At 70.5% G+C, this 19,427-nt stretch carries 17 protein-coding genes; 12 read left to right on the forward strand and 5 right to left on the reverse strand.

Features of this window, described 5'->3' with window-relative positions:
* The first annotated feature begins 164 nt into the window (after positions 1-164).
* Both P0Y48_13595 and P0Y48_13600 read left to right on the forward strand, forming a co-directional pair.
* Positions 165-368, forward strand: coding sequence for a cold-shock protein (locus P0Y48_13595; GenBank protein ID WEK13474.1), 204 nt, complete (start codon positions 165-167; stop codon positions 366-368).
* Positions 369-577: 209 nt separating this feature from the next.
* Positions 578-1,690 carry an acyl-CoA desaturase gene (locus P0Y48_13600; GenBank protein WEK15085.1) on the forward strand — a complete coding sequence of 371 codons (1,113 nt, stop codon included), beginning with the start codon at positions 578-580 and terminating at the stop codon, positions 1,688-1,690.
* 109 nt (positions 1,691-1,799) lie between these two features.
* Here the strand turns inward: P0Y48_13600 and P0Y48_13605 are convergent, their stop codons facing one another.
* From P0Y48_13605 to P0Y48_13615, 3 genes are all read right to left on the reverse strand, one after another.
* Positions 1,800-2,009 carry a hypothetical protein gene (locus tag P0Y48_13605; GenBank protein ID WEK13475.1) on the reverse strand — a complete coding sequence of 70 codons (210 nt, stop codon included), beginning with the start codon at positions 2,007-2,009 and terminating at the stop codon, positions 1,800-1,802.
* A gap of 150 nt (positions 2,010-2,159) precedes the next feature.
* Complete coding sequence (locus P0Y48_13610; GenBank protein WEK13476.1) at positions 2,160-3,626, reverse strand: NAD(P)/FAD-dependent oxidoreductase; 1,467 nt, start codon at positions 3,624-3,626, stop codon at positions 2,160-2,162.
* Entirely contained in the window at positions 3,623-4,072 is a 450-nt protein-coding gene (locus P0Y48_13615; protein WEK13477.1) for an SRPBCC family protein, read from the reverse strand. Before P0Y48_13615 ends, P0Y48_13610 begins: the two co-directional genes overlap by 4 nt.
* A gap of 172 nt (positions 4,073-4,244) precedes the next feature.
* Between P0Y48_13615 and P0Y48_13620 the strand changes: the two genes are divergently transcribed.
* The 4 genes from P0Y48_13620 (at position 4,245) to P0Y48_13635 (ending at position 6,943) form a co-directional block, all read left to right on the forward strand.
* Positions 4,245-5,093, forward strand: a complete 849-nt coding sequence (locus P0Y48_13620) for a transposase (protein WEK13478.1) — start codon at positions 4,245-4,247, stop codon at positions 5,091-5,093.
* Positions 5,094-5,222: 129 nt separating this feature from the next.
* A complete protein-coding gene (locus tag P0Y48_13625; GenBank protein ID WEK13479.1) occupies positions 5,223-5,582 on the forward strand; it encodes a hypothetical protein in 360 nt (119 codons plus the stop codon).
* A gap of 33 nt (positions 5,583-5,615) precedes the next feature.
* On the forward strand, positions 5,616-6,314 hold the full coding sequence (locus P0Y48_13630; GenBank protein WEK13480.1) for a TetR/AcrR family transcriptional regulator: 699 nt from the start codon (positions 5,616-5,618) through the stop codon (positions 6,312-6,314).
* A gap of 302 nt (positions 6,315-6,616) precedes the next feature.
* Positions 6,617-6,943, forward strand: coding sequence for a hypothetical protein (locus P0Y48_13635; GenBank protein WEK13481.1), 327 nt, complete (start codon positions 6,617-6,619; stop codon positions 6,941-6,943).
* 2 nt (positions 6,944-6,945) lie between these two features.
* On the opposite strand, the gene P0Y48_13640 is transcribed toward P0Y48_13635, so the two are convergent.
* The gene (locus P0Y48_13640) at positions 6,946-8,331 is read right to left on the reverse strand and encodes an aspartate aminotransferase family protein (GenBank protein ID WEK13482.1); all 1,386 of its coding nucleotides are present in this window, start codon (positions 8,329-8,331) and stop codon (positions 6,946-6,948) included.
* 132 nt (positions 8,332-8,463) lie between these two features.
* Between P0Y48_13640 and P0Y48_13645 the strand changes: the two genes are divergently transcribed.
* Both P0Y48_13645 and P0Y48_13650 read left to right on the forward strand, forming a co-directional pair.
* On the forward strand, positions 8,464-9,159 hold the full coding sequence (locus P0Y48_13645) for an SDR family oxidoreductase (GenBank protein ID WEK13483.1): 696 nt from the start codon (positions 8,464-8,466) through the stop codon (positions 9,157-9,159).
* Positions 9,160-9,294: 135 nt separating this feature from the next.
* Entirely contained in the window at positions 9,295-10,845 is a 1,551-nt protein-coding gene (locus P0Y48_13650; protein WEK13484.1) for an APC family permease, read from the forward strand.
* Here the strand turns inward: P0Y48_13650 and P0Y48_13655 are convergent.
* Positions 10,815-11,798, reverse strand: coding sequence for a hypothetical protein (locus P0Y48_13655; GenBank protein ID WEK13485.1), 984 nt, complete (start codon positions 11,796-11,798; stop codon positions 10,815-10,817). The genes P0Y48_13650 and P0Y48_13655 overlap by 31 nt on opposite strands.
* A 520-nt stretch (positions 11,799-12,318) precedes the next feature.
* Between P0Y48_13655 and P0Y48_13660 the strand changes: the two genes are divergently transcribed.
* The 4 genes from P0Y48_13660 to treZ all read left to right on the forward strand — a co-directional run bounded on the left by P0Y48_13660 (position 12,319) and on the right by treZ (position 19,405).
* The gene (locus P0Y48_13660; GenBank protein ID WEK13486.1) at positions 12,319-12,810 is read left to right on the forward strand and encodes a glutaminase; all 492 of its coding nucleotides are present in this window, start codon (positions 12,319-12,321) and stop codon (positions 12,808-12,810) included.
* 126 nt (positions 12,811-12,936) lie between these two features.
* The gene (gene glgX / locus P0Y48_13665) at positions 12,937-15,147 is read left to right on the forward strand and encodes a glycogen debranching protein GlgX (GenBank protein ID WEK13487.1); all 2,211 of its coding nucleotides are present in this window, start codon (positions 12,937-12,939) and stop codon (positions 15,145-15,147) included.
* Between the two features lie 17 nt (positions 15,148-15,164).
* Positions 15,165-17,663: a malto-oligosyltrehalose synthase gene (gene treY / locus P0Y48_13670; protein WEK13488.1), complete on the forward strand. Its 2,499-nt coding sequence runs from the start codon at positions 15,165-15,167 to the stop codon at positions 17,661-17,663.
* Complete coding sequence (gene treZ / locus P0Y48_13675; GenBank protein ID WEK13489.1) at positions 17,660-19,405, forward strand: malto-oligosyltrehalose trehalohydrolase; 1,746 nt, start codon at positions 17,660-17,662, stop codon at positions 19,403-19,405. Before treY ends, treZ begins: the two co-directional genes overlap by 4 nt.
* The last annotated feature ends 22 nt before the right edge of the window (positions 19,406-19,427 follow it).

The following is a 19,427-nucleotide window of genomic DNA, read 5'->3' on the forward strand; positions in this document are numbered from 1 at the left end:
GTGAGGCGCTCGGCGCCTTCCCCTCCCTCGAGGCGGCCCGCGCGGCCGTCTCCGCATCGGTCGCCCTTCCGCGGGCGCGCCGCACCCCCTATCGTCCGCACCGGCTTCATCGGGGCGGCACGGCGGGCCGAGTTCACGGCCCACGTAACAAGAAGAGAGACACGATGGCCACTGGCACCGTGAAATGGTTCAACTCCGAGAAGGGCTATGGCTTCATCGCCCCCGACGACGGCACCGCCGACGTCTTCGCGCACTTCAGCGCGATCGCCGGCGACGGCTTCAAGGAACTCCGAGAGGCCCAGAAGGTCGAGTTCGACACCGAGGCGGGCTCCAAGGGCCCGCAGGCTGCGAACATCCGCGCCCTGTGATCTGCGGGTTCCGCCGACGCGACATCGTGCGCGTCGGCGGAACCTTCACCTCGCAGACCCTAGGTTTCACCTGACGATCCGCCCTGAGGTCGCCTTTCATGCCGCTACGGCTATGTCGACCTGCGTAGCGTGGGGGTAGCGAACGGCATCCGCCCTTGGCTTCGGGCCTTCGGGCCGCTCCGGCCTGCGGGTCCCGATCGTCAGGGCGCATCATCTCCTCCACCACCGTCTCCCCCTCCCGGCTCGGCCCCGTCCGCCAGACCTACGCCGGCACCGCCGAGTTCCCCCCGATGGCCCGCGCCTTCACCGACGTGTCCCAGGTCGTCCGCGAGACCGGCCTCCTGCGCCGCACACCGTGGTTCTACGCGATGGTCGGCACCGTGATCGCCCTCGGCTTCGCCGGCTGCATCACGGGATTCATCCTGTTCGGGCACAGCTGGTTCCAGCTGCTCATCGCCGGTGCGCTCGGCATCCTGTTCACGCAGGTCGCCTTCCTCGGGCACGAGGCCGCGCACCGTCAGATCCTCACCTCCGGTCCCGCCAACGATCGCCTCGCCCGGGTGCTCGCCAACGGCGTCGTCGGCATGAGCTACTCCTGGTGGACCACCAAGCACACCCGTCACCACGCCAACCCCAACCGGGTCGGCAAGGATCCCGACATCGAAGTCGACACGATCTCCTTCCTCGACGAGGATGCCGCGCAGGCCCGCGGTCTGCGCCGTCTCCTGACGAAGAAGCAGGGTTGGCTGTTCTTCCCGCTCCTGACGCTGGAGGGCCTCAACCTCCACGCCATCGGCATCCGTCACCTGTTCAGCCGCGAGCCCGTCAAGGGCCGGTGGACCGAGATCGGGCTGATCGTTCTGCGTTTCTCGATCTTCACCGTGCCAGTGTTCGTCTTCCTCCCGCTGGGCATGGCGTTCGCCTTCCTCGGGGTGCAGCTGGCGGTCTTCGGCGTGTACATGGGCGCGTCGTTCGCCCCCAACCACAAGGGCATGCCGGTGATCGCCCCCGACGCCAAGCTCGACTTCTTCAGCAAGCAGGTGCGCACGTCACGCAACATCGGCGGCGGCTGGTGGGCCACGTGGCTCATGGGCGGGCTGAACTACCAGATCGAGCACCACCTCTTCCCGAACATGCCGCGGCCTCACCTCGCGCGGGCGCGAGAGATCGTGCGCGACCAGTGCCGCACGCTCGGAGTGCCCTACACCGAGACGACGCTGTGGCGTTCGTACGGCATCGTCATCGCCTACCTCAACCGGGTCGGTCTCGCGGCGCGCGATCCGTTCGACTGCCCGATGGTCGCCTCCTACCGCCCGGCCTGATCCCATCGCCGGCGCAACGGAGGAGATCCTCGCTGCGGAGGCGCGCTGACGGCATCCCGCCCTCCGTTGCGCAGATCTCCTCCGGTATGCGAAACCGGATGCCAGCCGATCAGCGGTCGGCGTCGGCCTCTGTGTCAGCTTCGGGCTGACCGGGGCCGGGGCCCGGGCGCGCCTGTGCGTCGGCGGCGATATCGATGCGGGTGACGCCGTCGTGCTCCGAGATCAGGTAGTGCGACTCCGCGACCGGTGCCCCCTTGCTCTCCGGGCCGTCGTCGGTCGGCGCTGCTCGCTCGATGGGGTCTTCCTGGTGATCGTGCATGGCATCCTCCCGTCGTCGGAGCCGACGTCATCGCGGCCCGCGCTTCGACGATAAGACGCCTCGGTGGTCGGGTCGTCGGGGTTGACGCCCGACACCGTGCCCGGTACCCGACAACCCCGTGCCGATGATCCTCTCCACCGCGGAGGTCTCTCACGCGGTGAGGAGCGACAGGTCGGGCGGCGCGGTCACCCCGAACTCGTCCCGCAGTGCGGTCAGCGCCGCGTACCAGCCCGACAGCCCGTGGACGCCCGGGCCGGGCGCCGTCGACGACGAGCACAGGTACAGGCCGCGAACCGGTGTGCGCCACGGGGACGGCCGGAGGACGGGGCGACGGAACAACTGCGCGAGGTCGGGGGAGCCCGCGGCGATGTCTCCGCCGGGATAGTTGGGGTTGTGCTGGGCGAGATCGTCGGCGGTACGGCTCGACGTCGCGAGGATCGTGTCGCGGAAGCCGGGTGCGAACCGTTCGATCTGGGCGATGACGGCCGCCGTGCGATTCTCGCGAGACCCTGCGGGCACGTGGGTGTACGCCCACAGTGTGTGGCGACCGGCGGGCGCCCGCGTGGGGTCGAACAGCGACGGCTGCGAGACGAGCACGTACGGCGACGCCGGATGGATGCCGCGCGCCACCTCGCGCTCGCCGGCGGCGATCTCCGCACGGGTGCCGCCGAGATGGAGGGTCGGCGCGTCGCGGAGGGCGGTGTCTCGCCACGGCACGGGCTCGGACAGCGCGAAGTCGACTTTCGCAGCCCCGTTCCCGTAGCGGAACCGGCTGAGGGCGCGAGCATAACCCCGGGGCAGGGCATCGCCCGCGATCGCGCGCAGGGCACGCGGTGTGACGTCGAGCAGGCGTACGCGAGCGGTAGGCAGGGCGCGAAGGTCGTTCACATGGTGTGCTGTCACCAGTTCGCCGCCGTGGGCGAGGAAGTCCTGCACGAGCGCGTCGACGATGGCCTGACTGCCGCCTACCGGAAGCGGCCAGCCGCGCCCGTGAGCGTAGGCCGCGAGCGCCAGGCCGGCACCCGCGGCGGCGAGGCTCGGCAGCGGGAGGATGGCGTGCGCGCTGGCCCCGGTGAGCAGGGCGGGAGCGGCATCCTCGCGGAACCGGGCGCCCCACAGGCGCGTGCCCTGCTCGAAGGAGCGGGCGGCCAGTCGCGCCGCCGTCACGGGATGCCGTGGCATACGGAGCAGCGGACTGCCCGTCGTCGCGGCGACCGACGAGGAGCGGCGGGCGAGGGGGCCGAGAAGCCGGGCGTAGGCGCGCCCGTCGCGGCCGAGTGCGTCGGCGGTTCGCGCCAGGTCGCGGTAGGCGACGGCGGAGGAGTCGTCGAGCGGATGCGCGAACGAGACGTCGGGGGTGATGAGCGAGATGCGGCGGTCGAGCTCGAACGCGCGGAAGAAGGCGGATTCGACGGCGAGCGGGTGGACCGCCGAGCACACGTCGTGGCGGAAGCCGGGCAGCGTGAGCTCGGCCGTCGCCGCGCCGCCGCCGGCGACGGGCGCCCTCTCGAACAGGATCGTCCGCAGTCCCGCCCGGGCCAGCGTGACCGCGGCAGCGAGACCATTGGGTCCGGCGCCGACGATCACCGCGTCGTACGCCGTGCATGCAGGGCTCATGGCGTCGGTCGCCCGCCGGCACCGTTCTCCGCGAGATACGCGAGCCGGTGGAGGGTCTCGTGGTTGCGCCACAAGAGCAGGGGCTCCACGAGCGCACGCAGCCACGCGGCGGGCCCCGAGATCGGCGTCTCCTCGATGGTGACGCTGGTGCCGGTCTCGACGGGTTCCAGCCGCACGTCGACGCGCGCGGCGCCCATGGGCCAGCCGCGTGCAACCATGACGAGGCGACGGCCAGGTTCCGTGTGCTCCACATGCGTCGTGTCGTCGATGAGGAAAGGCCACACGCCGAAGGAGTGATGCAGGCGCCCGCCCGGGAGCGGCCATTCGCCGCTCACCTCTCTCATCCGCGCGGCGCCCACGACCCAGGACGGGTAGAGCCAGCCGTCGGCGAGCACGGCGAACACGTCGGAGGGCGGGCAGGCGAGGTGTCGCGCGTTGCGTGCCATTACTGCTCCTCCGGTGATCGAGTGCGCGCGGTCGGCGGGTGCACGGTGCTATCGACGGTAGACGACGGCAGGGTGGTGAGACGAAGGGATTGCCAGGTGGGCGTGGATGCCGTAGCGCGCGTCGAGCGTGGGTCGTCGTGACGGTGTGCGCGCGGTGACGGAGAATGGCTCCATGTCGACCGACGAGACGGCCGCGCTCGACGCGATCATCGCGGAGCTCTACGCCGTCGCGCCCGCCGACTTCGTTGCCGCCCGCACCCGCCGCGCGAAGGATGCCGAACCCGCTCTCGCGCGGCAGGTGGCGAAGGTGCGCAAGCCCGTCGTGTCGGCGTGGGCCGTCGACCTCCTGGCCCGCGAGGGCCGTCTCGCCGACGCGTTGGAGCTCGGAGCCGCCTTGCGCGAGGCGCAGGGCGAGCTCGACGCCGCCGAGCTCGCCCGTCTCGGTCGACAGCGTCGGCAGCTCGTCGCGGCACTCGCCCGCACGGCCGTCGACCTCGCGTCCGCCGCAGGGGTGAGCGTCAGCCCCGCCGCGCAGTCCGACATCGAGGCGACCCTGAACGCCGCGTTGATCCATGCCGATGCCGCCGCGGCCGTCGCCACGGCCCGGTTGGCCGCGCCGCTCGACCCGTCGGGCGACGTCGACCTCGCCGACGCGGTCAGCGGCACCGTTCCCGACGCCGCGCAGGGCGACCCGGCATCCCGCGATCTTCCCGAGGACGAGCTCGCGGAACGTCGTGCGCGGCGTGAGGCGGAGCGGGCTGCGCGCGAAGCCGAGCGCGAGCTCGAACGGGCCGAACGCGACAGCGCGAAGGCGCTCGAGCAGCGTGAGCGTGCACAGGAGCGCGCCGACCGGCTCCGCCAGCGAGTGGAGGCCCTGCGCGCCGACCTCGAGCGCGCCGAGCGCGAGGCGGCCGAGGCGGCGTCCGAGCTCGACGAGCTCGGCGCGGCTGCGTCTCGGGCCGCCGCCGATGCCCGGACGGCGGCACGCCGGGTGGCATCCGCGCAGGCCGCTCTCTCGTGAGACGACTCGGCGACCTCACCGCACGCTGACCGGCATCCGTAACCGCTGCATCCGGCAAACGCAAGGCCTTCCCTCACATTCGGGATCCGCGGGTACCGTTGAGGGAGGCAGTCGAAAGGAGTGATGACCATGCCTTTTCGCAGTCGAGAGACGCTCGAGCACTGGCTCGCGGAGTTCCACGACGCCCGTGGTGCGGGCGACCTCATTCGAGTGATCGTGCAAGACGGCACCGAGGGTGCCGACACCGGACTCGTGGTCGTCCCCCTGCAGAACGCGACCGTCTCCGTGTTCATGGAGCCGATCGACATCGGCGATGCCCGCTGGCGCATCACGATCGAGCCGCAGCCCGACACGACGATCCTCAGCAGCCACCAACTGCACGGCATGGCCGTCGAGCTGCAGGTCGCGGCGGAACTGTGCGCGTTCCTGGAAGCCAAGTCGTTCGGCCACGAGGAGTCCGACCGGGAGGAGTCCGACCCCGAGGCGTGACCGCGACGGAGCCCAGGCGCGTAGCCTCGAAGCGTGCACCACCCCGACGGCTCCGTCCCTTCCCGCCGTCGACCGGAGCGACTGGGCGGTCGACCGGTGCTCGACGTGGACGCCGTCGCGGAGGCGGCGCTGAGCGAAGTGGCCGTCACGGGTCTCGCCCGGCTCACCGTGGCCGCCGTCGCTCGTCGGCTGCAGGTCACACCCCGGGCGATCTATCACTACGTCCCCGACCGGGACGGACTGGCCAGGATCGCTGTGGCGCGATGGCTTCGTCGGATGCCGACACTGTCTCCGACCGATCCGCCCCGCGAGGCCTTGCGCCGCTACGTGGTCGAGTCGGCGCGCCACTTCGTGACGTATCGGTTCATCCACGACGTCGCGCTGGCGAAGGGTTTCGAGTACGGCGAGGACTTCTTCGTGATGCAGGAGCGGGAGGTCGTCACGCTCGTCTCGTGGGGTGCGTCGCCGTCCGACGCGCTGCTGATCTTCAACGAGATCGCCCGCTTCGTCGACGGCTCGGCGCGCCATTACCCGGAGGTCTTCCTTCCGGATGCCGAGCCGATCTGGCCCGACATGGGGCGCCCGCTCTCGGAGATCGCGCCGACGGAGGCGGAGACACGCTATCCGCTTTCGGCGACCGCGCACCCGATCACCTCGGCGCATCAGATCGCGTTCGGCCTCGACCTGTTCCTCGACGGGCTCACCACGCGGCTGCCGGCGCTGCGCCGCTGAGCGCGTGGACACGTGCGCGGCGCACACGGAGGGGGTCCGACGAGAGCGACTCGCCCGAACCCCCTCGATGGCCCCCCAGGGTGTATGTCTGACCCCCATCAGACTGCTCAACGCTACCGTGTCTTCAGGCTTGCATTTCACAGATCGAGCCACTTCGTACATCTGATGTGCGCAAACGGGCTCGTCTCTTCCTCACGAATCACCATGTTTCACACGAGACGACGACACCCCCACGCGCGGAGAATTTTGTCCCCCGAAAAGCCGACTGCCGCACGGTGGCGTCACTTGTTAGCGTCGGAGTCATGACCACCACAGAACAGACGACGGTGACGCGCGCCACCGGGCACGGCCTCGGAATCGCGTCGCTGGTCCTCGCGATCGCGACGCCTGTCACGGCGGTCATCGCGCTGATCTGGGCGGGCGTCACTCCGGGCATGGGCGCGCTGGGCGTCGCGATCCTCGGACTCTATGCCGTGGGGACCATCGCCGTCGTCGCGGTCGTCGTCGGACTCATCTCGCTCGTGGTGTCGAAGCCGAACAACCTCGCGAAGGTGTCGTTGCTGCTGATCGGGGCGACGGCCATCGTGCTGCTCATGCTCGTCTTCCCGCCGAACCTCTGGTTCGGCTGACCTCAGAGTCGGTTACCGGCCTCGGTGAGCACCGAGCGCAGGATCTGCTCGATCTCCGTGAACTCCGAGGGCCCGATGGTCAGCGGCGGAGCCAGCTGGATCACGGGGTCGCCGCGGTCGTCGGCCCGGCAGTACAGCCCCGCCTCGTAAAGGGCACCGGAGAGGAACCCGCGCAGCAGCCGCTCCGACTCGTCGTCGTCGAAGGTCTCCTTCGTCGCCTTGTCCTTGACGAGTTCGATGCCGAAGAAGTACCCGTCGCCGCGGACGTCGCCGACGATCGGCAAGTCGGTGAGGCGCTCGAGTGTCGAGCGGAACACGGGGGAGTTCTCGCGCACGTTCTGCAGGAGGCCCTCCTCCTCGAAGATGTCGAGGTTGGCCAGCGCGACGGCGGATGCCACGGGATGCCCTGCGAACGTGTACCCGTGGGGGAAGGAGACGTCGCCCTTCGTGAACGGCTCGTAGATGCGGTCGCTGACGATCGTGCCCCCGAGGGGAACGTAACCGCTCGTGACGGCCTTCGCGAAGGTGATCATGTCGGGTTCGTAACCGTACGCATCGCAGGCGAAGTACTCGCCGATGCGACCGAACGCGCAGATGACCTCGTCGCTGACGAGGAGCACGTCGTAGCGGTCGCAGATCTCCCGCACGCGCTGGAAGTATCCCGGCGGCGGGGGGAAGCAGCCCCCGGAGTTCTGCACGGGCTCGAGGAACACGGCGGCGACGGTGTCGGGCCCCTCGAACTGGATCATCTCCTCGATGCGGTCGGCCGCCCAGACGCCGAACTCCTCCGGCGTCGATCCGGTGAAGCCCTGCTCGGCGGCGCGGTAGTAGTTCGTGTTCGGCACTCGGAACCCGCCCGGCGCGACCGGCTCGAACATGGCCTTCATCCCAGGGAGCCCCGTGATGGCGAGCGCCCCATGGGGTGTGCCGTGGTACGCGATGAATCGCGAGATCACCTTGTGCTTGCCGGGCTTGCCCTGCAGCTTCCAGTAGTGCTTCGCGAGCTTGAACGCGGTCTCCACCGCTTCCCCGCCCCCGGTGGAGAAGAAGACGTGATTGAGGTCGCCGGGCGCGAGGTCGGCGAGACGGTCGGCGAGTTCGATCGCCGACGGGTGCGCGTACGACCAGATGGGGAAGAAGGCGAGCTTCTGGGCCTGCGCGGCGGCGGTCTCGGCGAGCACGCGGCGTCCGTGTCCGGCGTTGACGACGAAGAGCCCGGAGAGCCCGTCGATGTACCGCTTGCCCGCGGCATCCCAGATGTGATGGCCTTCGCCGCGCTCGATGATCGGCACGCCGCGTTCCATCGTCGACTGTCGCGAGAAGTGCATCCACAGGTGGTCTTTCGCCATCTGCTGGAGCTCGGCCTCGGTCCGCTGCGCACCCGTCATGACCCGAACCTACTCGCGCGACCGCGCCGCGTTCACGCTCGGACCGTCGAAATCGCACGAAGTGCGCGGGGGAAACGGTCGCGGCGCACAGTTCGTGCGATCTCGGGCCGCCCGGCGGGGGAGGATGGAGGCATGAGCCGCACATTCGTCGTCACGGGGGCCGGGTCGGGCATCGGCGCCGTCCTCGCTCGCCGCCTCCTCGGTCGCGGAGACCGACTCGTCCTGATCGCGCGGGATGCCGCGCGCGGCGATGCTCTCCGGGCGGAGCTCCCCGGGAGCTCCGTGATCGTGGCGGACCTCGCCGACCCGGACGCCCTCGCGGGCGCCGTGGCCGCTGCCGACCTCCCGGATGCCATCGACGGGATCGTGCATGCGGCGGGCATCGTCGAGCTCGGCACGGTCGAGGAGCTCCCCGTGTCGGCGTGGACGGCGCAGCTCGCCGTGAACCTCGTCGCCCCCGCCGAGCTCACGCGCCTGCTGCTCCCGCGGGTGCGCGCCGCGCGCGGCCAGGTGCTCTTCGTGAACTCCGGGGCGGGCCTGACCGCCCATCCGGAGTGGAGCGCCTACGCGGCCAGCAAGCACGGCCTGCGGGCGCTCGCCGACGCCCTTCGCGGCGAGGAGGCGCCGCACGGCGTGCGCGTGACGAGCGTCTACCCGGGACGGACGGCGACGCCGATGCAGGAGAAGGTCCACGCGCAGGAGGGCGCCGCCTACGACCCGTCCCGCTTCATCGACGCAGAGTCGGTGGCGGCCGCCGTGCTCGCCGCCCTCGACGCCACGCCCGACGCGACACTGACCGACATCACGGTCCGGCCGGGCCCCCGCTGACTTCCGTCGCCGGGCCACCCCGCCGTCTCGGGGTTGACACGGCGGGCCCGAGCCGTCGCGCGGCGCGCGGCATGCACTAGTGTCCCGTCAGGACATGCAGACGGCGCACCGGAGCGCTGTCGCGGAGGGGATGCCATGAGCGATTTCGGTTCCACGACACCGATCCACCTCGAGCGCAGCGAGGGCAAGGGGCTCGCTGCCGGCACGCTGGGGCTGTGGGGGTCGACCGTCATCGGCCTCGCGTCGACCGCGCCGGTGTACTCCCTCGTGGCGACGCTCGGCTTCGTCGTCCTCGCCGTCGGGGCGCAGGCGCCGATCGCCTTCGTCATCGCATTCGTGCCGATGCTCTTCATCGCCTTCGCGTATCGCGAGCTCAACAACGCCGTCCCCGACTGCGGCACGACCTTCACGTGGGGCACGAAGGCCTTCGGGCCGTGGGTCGGCTGGATGGGGGGCTGGGGCGTGGCCGTGGCGGGCATGGTCGTCCTCGCCAACCTCGCACAGATCGCGTCGATCTACTTCTGGGACCTGTTCGGCCTGGAGTTCGCGAACAACGACTGGCGGATCCTGCTGGTCGCCGTGGTCTTCATCGCGGCGATGACCTACGTCAGCTGGCGCGGTGTGGAGATCGGCGAACGCATCCAGAACGTGCTCCTCGGCATCCAGTACCTCGCGCTCGGCATCTTCGTGGTCGCCGCCCTCTGGCAGTTCTTATCGGGAACGGCCCCGAACCCGACGCCGTTCGAGTGGGGGTGGCTGAACCCGTTCGGCTTCACGGACTGGGGCGGATTCACCGAGGCGATCCTGCTGGCACTGTTCATCTACTGGGGCTGGGACACCTGCCTCGCCCTCAACGAGGAGACGAAGGACCCGCAGCGCATCCCGGGTCGGGCGGCCCTCCTCACGTGCGTGCTCCTGCTCTTCACCTACGTCTCGGTGACGATCGCCGCGATGATGTACGCGGGGCTCGGCGAGGACGGCGTCGGCCTCGGCAACGAGGCGAACGCGGATGACTTCTTCCTCGCGATCAAGGACGGCCTGCTCGGGCCGTGGGGCTGGCTCCTGGTCGTGGCGGTGCTGATCTCGGCGGTCTCCTCGACCCAGACGACCATCCTCCCCACGGCACGCGGGACGCTCGCGATGGGCGTCTACCGCGCCCTGCCGGCGCGCTTCAAGGACGTGCACCCCCGCTTCAAGACGCCGTCGTTCTCCACGCTCGTGATGGGCGTCGTGGCATCCCTGTACTACCTCGGGATGTCGCTCATCAGCGACAACATCCTGCAGGACTCGATCCTGTCGCTGGGCCTCGCGATCGCGTTCTACTACGCCATCACGGGCTTCGCGTGCGTCTGGTACTTCCGGAAGGACCTCTTCACGTCAGCGCGCAACGTCGTGTACCGGCTCGTGCTGCCGCTGCTGGGTGCCCTCATGCTCACCTACGCGTTCGTGCAGTCGGCGATCGACATGTGGGACGTCGACTACGGCTACACGGTGCTCTTCGGCATCGGCGGCACGTTCGTCATCGGCATCGGCGCGCTCCTGGTGGGCGTCGTCCTGATGTTCGTGTGGTTCCTCTTCCCGCGGTCGAAGCCGTTCTTCCAGGGGAAGAGCCTCAACCGCGACACCGAGGTCATGGTGCCCGACGAGCCCGACGTTTACACCCGGTCGATCGACGGCGGCCTGTGACCGCGGACGACGCGACGCACGCGCACCGACGCGCGGGCGGTGCGAGCCGGCCGGGGGAAGTCGGCTCGGCGGTCTTCATCGACCACCGCGCCGCGCAGATCTGAGGTGACTCCGCGCCCCGATGCGGCTGATCGCGCCGTAGCGGGTCGGCGGTTCGCGACGATCCGTCGGCGCGATCGCGCGTCGGAGGTGACGGGGCGCCGACGACGGGAGCCCCGCGCGATACTGTCGTGCGCGGCGGCGCGGACGGCCTCGGCCTCGATGTCGATGTCGACGTCGAGGGCGGCGATCGTCGGAGCCGTCACGCCGAGCCGGCGCACGGCCCGCTCGAGCAGGTGAACCCAAGAGAGCACGCCGCCGAACGCGAGCACTTCGAAGGCGGCGAGGTTCAGGATGCCGACGAACATCAGCGTGATGCCGACCACGAGCACCACGACGGCGGTCAGGGCGTAACGCGGCAGGAGACGCGGCAGTTCCGGCAGCGTCTTGCGGCTGACGACGACGAGTCCGAGGAAGCTGAGCATGACCCCGTTCGCCGCGCGGTCGTGGGCGAACTCGTTGAGGGTCAGCGGGATCATGCCGATGAGAGCGAGGCAGAGGCCCAGGGTGACCAGCAGCGGCGGCAGGAGACGAGCGGCGCGGGCGTCGGCGACGCGACCCTCGGAGAGCGCGGTCGCGAGGTTGACGGCGAGCGGGATGCCGGCGGCGGCGATCACAAGACCGCTGATGACGACGCCGGTGTTGAAGGTGTAGCCTGACGCGTCGGCGAAGGTTCCGAGGCGGCTGAAGTGCAGATGCCACCACACGGGGTCGGTCGTGGTGAGCGCGGCGATGAGGATGCCGAGGCACAGAACCGTCGCGCCCCACATGGCAGAGGGGCGCGGTGCACGGGCAGGGATCGAGAATCGCCGCACGGTCACGTGCGGTTCGGGTAGGGCGAAGCTCGAGGACATCGGGGCCTCTTCGTCATGATCCGAGAGGGGATCCCCAGCTGCTGCAATCCCCGTCCGGACGGTTGTCGGACTCGACCTCCCGAGGGAGCTCGAGTGAGTCATACTCGAATCTACGCAATTTTTCGTTTCGAGTTTGTCCCCCGAATGGGGGACATGTATTGTGTCATCAGCGCCGGCCACCGGGGGGAGGCTCGGCGCCCCAGACGGATCTCGGGGGGACTGGGGTCACAACGTCACCGTTTGGGAAAAACGACGAGAAAGGTTCCCCTCAGGAGTGGTCATCAGAGCGATGGCTCCTGAGGGGAACCTGGATCGCGGCGCCTAGAACCATTTGGGGGAATGGCCGCAGGTGGAGCTGGGGGGCATCCGTTGCGGGCGCGCATGCGTTCCGCAGTCAGACTACCTTGTTTACCTGGGAAATTCATCGTCTGTGCGCGCCGGAGCGCCCGTCTTCGCCTTCCGTCACCCCGGAAACGTCCTCCGTCAGCCTGGAAACGTTCCGGACAGGCACGATGGGACGATGATCGCCTCCTCCGCCGCCCCCACCGCTGCTGCGCTGCTGGCATCCGCGCGCGTGCGTCTGGCGGGCGCCCCTCGGGAGCCGCTGGGAGACTGGGCGTCGAGTCGTCGGCTGCTCGGCTTCGGCCGCGCGCCCCGCATCGTCCCCGTGGACGAGGTGTGGCACCTCGGTGTCCTCCTTCTCGGAGACTCCGCCGTCTACGCGACCGGCGAAGTCCTCCGCGCGCGAGAAGACGTCGTTCGCGGCTTCACGGCCCAGTCGCAGCGCGAACGCGCCGAACGTGCCGCCGCCGCCTTCCGCGGTGGCTTCCCCGACGGCGCGACGGTGCACGTCGGCTGGACGGAGCTCGACGTGGCGGCGGTCGACGCGGGAGGCCGGTCCGGACCGCTCGACGGTGCGAACGGCATCCTCACGGTGCGCTGGAGCGCGGCCGCTGCGCCGCGCGCGCTGGCGGACTATCTCGACGACCTGCTGACGTTGGCGGGTCGGTGACGGAGGGTTCGGATACCGGATCGTCTGGCGCATCCCTCATGCACGTGCCACCGTGCCGTGTCAACGGTCGGGACCTCGTTCCTGGCTGTCCGCCGGGCGGCGTAATGTTGCGTCGAGGAGGTTCGCATGCAGGTATGGCCGGGAGCCCCCTATCCCCTCGGGGCGACGTTCGACGGTAACGGGACGAACTTCGCGCTGTTCAGTGAGGGCGCAGAGCGTGTCGAGCTCTGCCTGTTCGACGACGACGGCAGCGAGACGCGCGTCGAGTTGCGCGATGTCGATGCGTACGTGTGGCACGCGTACCTGCCCACGATTCAGCCTGGGCAGCGCTACGGCTATCGCGTATACGGGCCCGACGACCCCGAGAACGGATGCCGGTTCAACCCGAGCAAGCTTCTCCTCGACCCCTACGCGAAAGCGGTCGACGGCGAGATCGAGTGGGGACAGGCCGTCTTCGGCTACACCTTCGGCGACCCCGACTCCCACAACGACGAAGACTCCGCCCCGCACATGATGAAGGGCGTGGTCGTCAATCCGTACTTCGACTGGGCGGGCGACCGGCTGCCCAAGACGCCGTACGCCGAGTCGGTCATCTACGAGGCGCACGTCAAGGGCCTCACGCAGTTGCACCCGGAGATCCCCGAGGAGATCCGGGGCACGTACAGCGCGATCGGGCACCCCGTCGTCATCGAGCATCTCAAGAAGCTCGGGGTTACCGCGATCGAGCTCATGCCCGTGCACCAGTTCGTCAACGACTCGACGCTGCAGGAGAAGGGCCTCTCGAACTACTGGGGCTACAACACGATCGCCTTCTTCGCCCCGCACAACACCTACACGGCTCTCGGCCAGCGCGGTCAGCAGGTGCAGGAGTTCAAGGGCATGGTGCGCGCGCTCCACGCAGCCGGCATCGAGGTCATCCTCGACGTCGTCTACAACCACACCGCCGAGGGCAACCACCTGGGTCCGACGCTGTCGATGAAGGGCATCGACAACCTCGCGTACTACCGGCTCGAAGACGACGACAAGCGGTACTACACCGACTACACGGGCACCGGCAACAGCCTCAACGTCGGCAACCCGCACACCCTGCAGCTCATCATGGACTCCCTGCGGTACTGGGTGCTCGAGATGCACGTCGACGGCTTCCGCTTCGACCTCGCCGCCACACTCGCCCGCGAGTTCTACGAGGTCGACCGCCTCGCGGCCTTCTTCGAGCTCGTGCAGCAGGATCCGGTGGTGTCGCAGGTCAAGCTCATCGCCGAGCCGTGGGACATCGGCCCCGGCGGCTACCAGGTGGGCAACTTCCCGCCCCAGTGGACCGAGTGGAACGGCAAGTACCGCGACACCGTGCGCGACTTCTGGCGCGGCGAACCCTCGACGCTGGGCGAGTTCGCCTCCCGGCTCACGGGCTCGGCCGACCTGTACGAGCACTCCGGCCGCCGGCCCGTGGCATCCATCAACTTCGTCACGGCGCACGACGGCTTCACGCTGCGCGACCTCGTGTCGTACAACGAGAAGCACAACGACGCCAACGGCGAGAACGGCAACGACGGCGAGTCGCACAACCGCTCCTCCAACAACGGCGCCGAAGGTCCCACCGACGACTCCGAGATCCTCACGCGCCGAGCGCGACAGCAGCGGAACTTCCTCGCGACGCTGCTGCTCAGCCAGGGCGTGCCGATGATCAGCCACGGCGACGAGCTCGGCCGCACCCAGGGCGGCAACAACAACGGGTACGCGCAGGACAACGAGGTGACGTGGGTCGACTGGACATCGGTCGACCAGCCGCTCGTCGAGTTCACCGCCGCCCTCGCGCGGCTGCGCCGGGAGCACCCGACGTTCCGCCGCAGCCGGTTCTTCAACGGTCGCCCCGTGCGCCGCGAGGAGGGGGCGCCGATCCCCGACATCGCCTGGGTGCGCCCCGACGGTACGCAGATGCAGCCGGAAGACTGGGACTCCGGGTTCGGCCGGGCCATCGGTGTGTTCTTCAACGGCGACGGCATCCGCGAGCGTGATCGCCGCGGACAGGAGATCCACGACCGGCACTTCTTCCTGCTGTTCAACGCGGGCGACGACACGGTCGACTTCACCGTCCCCGATGTCGAGTCCAGCCCTCGGTGGGAGGTGCTCATCGACACGTCCGGTGAGCGCGCCGACACCGAACCGCTGGCCGCCGGCGAGGTGATCGGCCTGCAGGCGAAGACGCTGATCGTCCTGTGCGACCACGAAGAGGCCGAGCCCGAGGTCGACCACTCGGTCGCGGCATCGCTGGCCGCGCGCACGGGCGCTATCGACACCGTGGCATCCCCGGCTCCGCAGGCCGAGCTGCCCCGCTGACCGACCGGAGGTCCGCCATGACCCGCCGCCCCGTCTCCACCTACCGGCTGCAGATCCGGCCGTCGTTCGGGCTCGACGACGCGGCGGACCTCGTGCCGTACATGCGCGACCTCGGCGTCGACTGGGTGTACCTGTCGCCGATCCTCCACGCAGCGGACAGGTCCGATCACGGCTACGACGTCGTCGATCCGACGCGGGTCGACCCTGCGCGCGGCGGCCCGGCGGCGCTCGAACGGTTCGCCGGCGCGGCGCGGGCCGCGGGCCTCGGCATCCTCATCGACATCGTCCCCAACCACCAGGGAGTCGCCGACTCTCGGCGCAACCCGTGGTGGGCCGACCTGCTCCGGCGCGGCTGGGCGTCGCCGTTCGCGGTCGCGTTCGACGTCGACGGCGGCCACGGCGATGGCCGGGTGCGCCTGCCCGTGCTCGGGGCGACCCTCGACGAGGTGGTCCGCGCCGGGGAGATCACCGTCGCCCCCGGCGCTCCGGAGGGGATCGGCGCTCCGGAGGGGATCGGCGCTCCGGAGGGCGACCCCGCGGGATCCGCCCCTCCGAACGGCGGATCTCCTCCGATCGGCTGGCAGGGCGCGGCGGGATACGCGCGCTACTACGACACGTTCCTGCCGTTGGCCGACGGCACGGCGCCGGAGCGCGAGACGACGGATGCCGAGGAGGTCGCCGCCGTGCTGGCCCGCCAGCATTGGGAGCTCGTGCACTGGCGCTCCGAAGCCGACACCCTCAACTACCGCCGGTTCTTCACCATCACGACCCTCGCCGGGGTGCGGGTCGAGCGTCCCGACGTCTTCGCGGCCAGTCACATCGAGGTGCTGCGATGGTTCCGGGAGGGGCTCGCCGACGGCCTCCGGATCGACCACCCCGACGGACTCGCCGACCCCGGCGGCTACCTCGACGACCTGGCGCGCGCGGTGAGCGAGGCGACGGGGGATCCGGAGCCGCCCTACGTGGTGGTGGAGAAGATCCTCGAGCACGGCGAAGAGCTTCCCGCCTGGTGGGCGACCGACGGCACCACCGGCTACGACGCGATGGCCGAGATCGATCGTGTGCTCATCGACCCGCGCGGGGAGCAGCCGCTCGCGGCGCTCGACGCGGACCTGCGCGCCGCCACGGGGCTGCCGCCCTCGACGGGCTGGGCAGACCTCGTCCACTCGACCAAACGCACCGTCGCCGACACGGCCCAGGCCGCCGAGGTCGGCCGGCTCGTCCGCTGCCTGCCGGGCGGCATCCGCGACAGCCTCGGGGCCGACGTCGCGCGCGACGCGCTCGCCGAGCTTCTGACGGCGTTCCCTGTCTACCGCTCCTACCTGCCCGCCGGACGCGAGCACGTGCGGCATGCCGCCGCGGAAGCGGCCGCGCGCCGCCCCGACCTCGCACGGGCCATCGCGGCGATCGAACCCCTGATCGGCGACCCCGGCCTCGAGCTCTCACGGCGGTTCATGCAGACGACCGGGCCGGTCATGGCCAAGGGCGTCGAGGACGCCGCGTTCTACCGCGACACGCGGCTGGGCACCCTCACCGAGGTGGGCGGAGACCCGTCGGTGTTCTCTCTCGACGTCGACGGGTTCCACGCGGCGGCGGGGCGCCGACAGTCCGCGTGGCCGGCGGCGATGACCGCCCTCACGACGCACGACACGAAGCGCAGCGAAGATGTGCGCGCGCGCCTGTCGGTGCTCGCGGAGGTCCCCGACCGGTGGGCATCGGGCCTCTCGCGGCTGCGCGAGATCGCCTCGACGGGGCACGGGCCGTTCGACGCCCTCGTCTGGCAGGCGATCGTGGGGGCGTGGCCCGCGGCATCCGAGCGCCTCCGCGCCTACGCCATCAAGGCGGCCCGCGAGTCCGCCGAGCGCACGACGTGGGCCCAGCCCGACGACGACTTCGAGGCGCGGATCGACGACCTCGTCGCCGCCTCGCACGGACGAGCCGTGGCGATCGTGAACGAGCTGGTCGCCGACATCGCCGCCGCCGGCCGCTCGAACGCCCTGTCGGCCAAGCTCCTCCAGCTGGCCGGGCCCGGCGTCCCCGACGTCTACCAGGGCACCGAACTGTGGGATCACTCGCTCGTCGACCCCGACAATCGACGCGCCGTCGACTTCGCGTCGCGCCGGCGCCTCCTGGCCGAACTCGACGGCGGCATGCTGCCTCCTGTCGATGACAGTGGGGCCGCCAAGCTCCTCCTCGTGTCCCGCACGCTGCGGCTGCGTCGCCGCCGCCCCGACCTGTTCACCCGCTACACCCCCATGACCGTCGTCGGCGACGCGGCAGACCACGCGATCGCGTTCGACCGCGGCGGCGCGCTCGCCGTCGCCACGAGGCTTCCCGTCGGACTCGCCGCGCGCGGCGGGTGGGGCGACACGGTGCTGCTGCGACACAGCGGACCGACGGTGGAGGTGCTCACCGGACGCGTGTTCGAGGGGGGCGAGCTCGCCCTGGCGGAACTGCTGGACCTGTACCCCGTGGCGCTGCTGGCGCCCGTCGACGAACGCGAGGGAGCACGATGATCGAGGTGTGGGCACCGCGAGCGGCGCGGGTGCGGTTGCGTCGACCCGGAAGCGGCACCTCCGCGGATGCCGATGTCGACCTCACCGCGGGCGACGGCGGCTGGTGGCGCGCCGACGTCACGCTGACCGACGGGGAGGCCTACGGGTTCGTCCTGGGCGACGGTGACGCGCTCCGGCCCGACCCACGGTCGCGGCGGCAACCCGACGGGGTGCACGCGGCATCCGCATGGTACGACCCGACCGCCTTCGCGTGGACCGACGACGCGTGGACCGGACGGCCGCTGGCCGGCGGCCTCATCTACGAGCTGCACATCGGCACCTTCACGCCCGAGGGCACCTTCGACGCGGCGATCGAGCGGCTGCCGCACCTCGCGGAGCTCGGCGTCACCCACGTCGAGCTGCTGCCCGTCAACGCGTTCAACGGCACCCACAACTGGGGCTACGACGGCGTGCTCTGGTACGCCGTGCAGGAGACCTACGGCGGCCCGGCCGGGCATCAGCGGTTCGTGGACGCGGCCCACCGGGCGGGACTCGCCGTCATCCAGGACGTCGTCTACAACCATCTCGGTCCGAGCGGCAACTACCTGCCGGAGTTCGGCCCGTACCTGCGCGACGGGCTCAGCAACACGTGGGGGTCCAGCGTCGACCTCGACGAGCCCGCCGTGCGCCGGTACATCATCGACAACGCGCTCGCCTGGATGCGCGACCATCACGTCGACGGGCTGCGACTGGATGCCGTGCACGCGCTCTACGAGTCGCCCGCGAGCCCCGTGCACATCCTGCGCGAGCTCGCGGAGGAGACCGATGCCCTGAGTGCGCGGCTCGGTCGCCCGCTGACGCTCATCGCCGAGAGCGACCTCAATGATCCCGTGACGATCCTGCCGCGTGAGGCCGGGGGGCACGGGCTGGCCGCGCAGTGGGTCGACGACTGGCACCATGCCGTCCACGTTGCGGTGACGGGCGAGACGCAGGGGTATTACGCCGACTTCGCGGCGCTCGACGCGGTGCCGAAGACGTGGCGGGGCGGCTTCTTCCACGACGGTACGCACTCGTCGTTCCGCGGGCGGGACCACGGCGCGCCGCTGCCCGCCGACGTGCCGACGTGGCGGCTCGTGACCTTCGCGCAGGACCACGACCAGATCGGCAACCGCGCCGCGGGCGATCGCCTCTCGGCATCCCTCTCGTACGGTCGGCTCGCGGTCACGGCCGTCCTCACGATGACGGCGCCCGGAACACCGATGCTGTTCATGGGCGAGGAGTGGGGCGCGTCGACGCCGTGGCAGTTCTTCACCTCGCACCCGGAGCCGGAGCTGGCCGAAGCCACCGCGCGGGGTCGGAAGGCCGAGTTCGCCGCGATGGGCTGGGACGAGTCGATCGTCCCCGACCCGAACGACCCTGCGACGTTCGCCCGTTCTCAGCTCGACTGGTCAGAACGCGACGAGGGCGACCACGCCCGCCTCCTCGACCTGTATCGGCGGCTGGCCGCGCTGCGACGCGAGCGACCCCAGCTCACCGACGCGCGCTCCGACGCCCTCGGCGCGACGGCGGCCGAGGCGATCGGCGGGCGCGTGTACGAGCTGGAGCGCGGCGACGCGCGGGTGCTCGTGAACCTCTCGGCGGTGCCGTGGGAGGTGCCGGTGCGCGCCGACGAGGTGGAGTGGCTCGCGACCGACGAGGTGCCGGCGCGGGATGGCCGTCGAGTGCTCCCGCCGGACACCGCCGTCGTGCTGGGCCCGCGGTAGGCGCGGGCGCCGCCGGGGCTGG

The sequence above is a fragment of the Candidatus Microbacterium phytovorans genome (genome assembly GCA_029202445.1).
Classification (GTDB): Bacteria; Actinomycetota; Actinomycetes; order Actinomycetales; family Microbacteriaceae; genus Microbacterium; species Microbacterium phytovorans.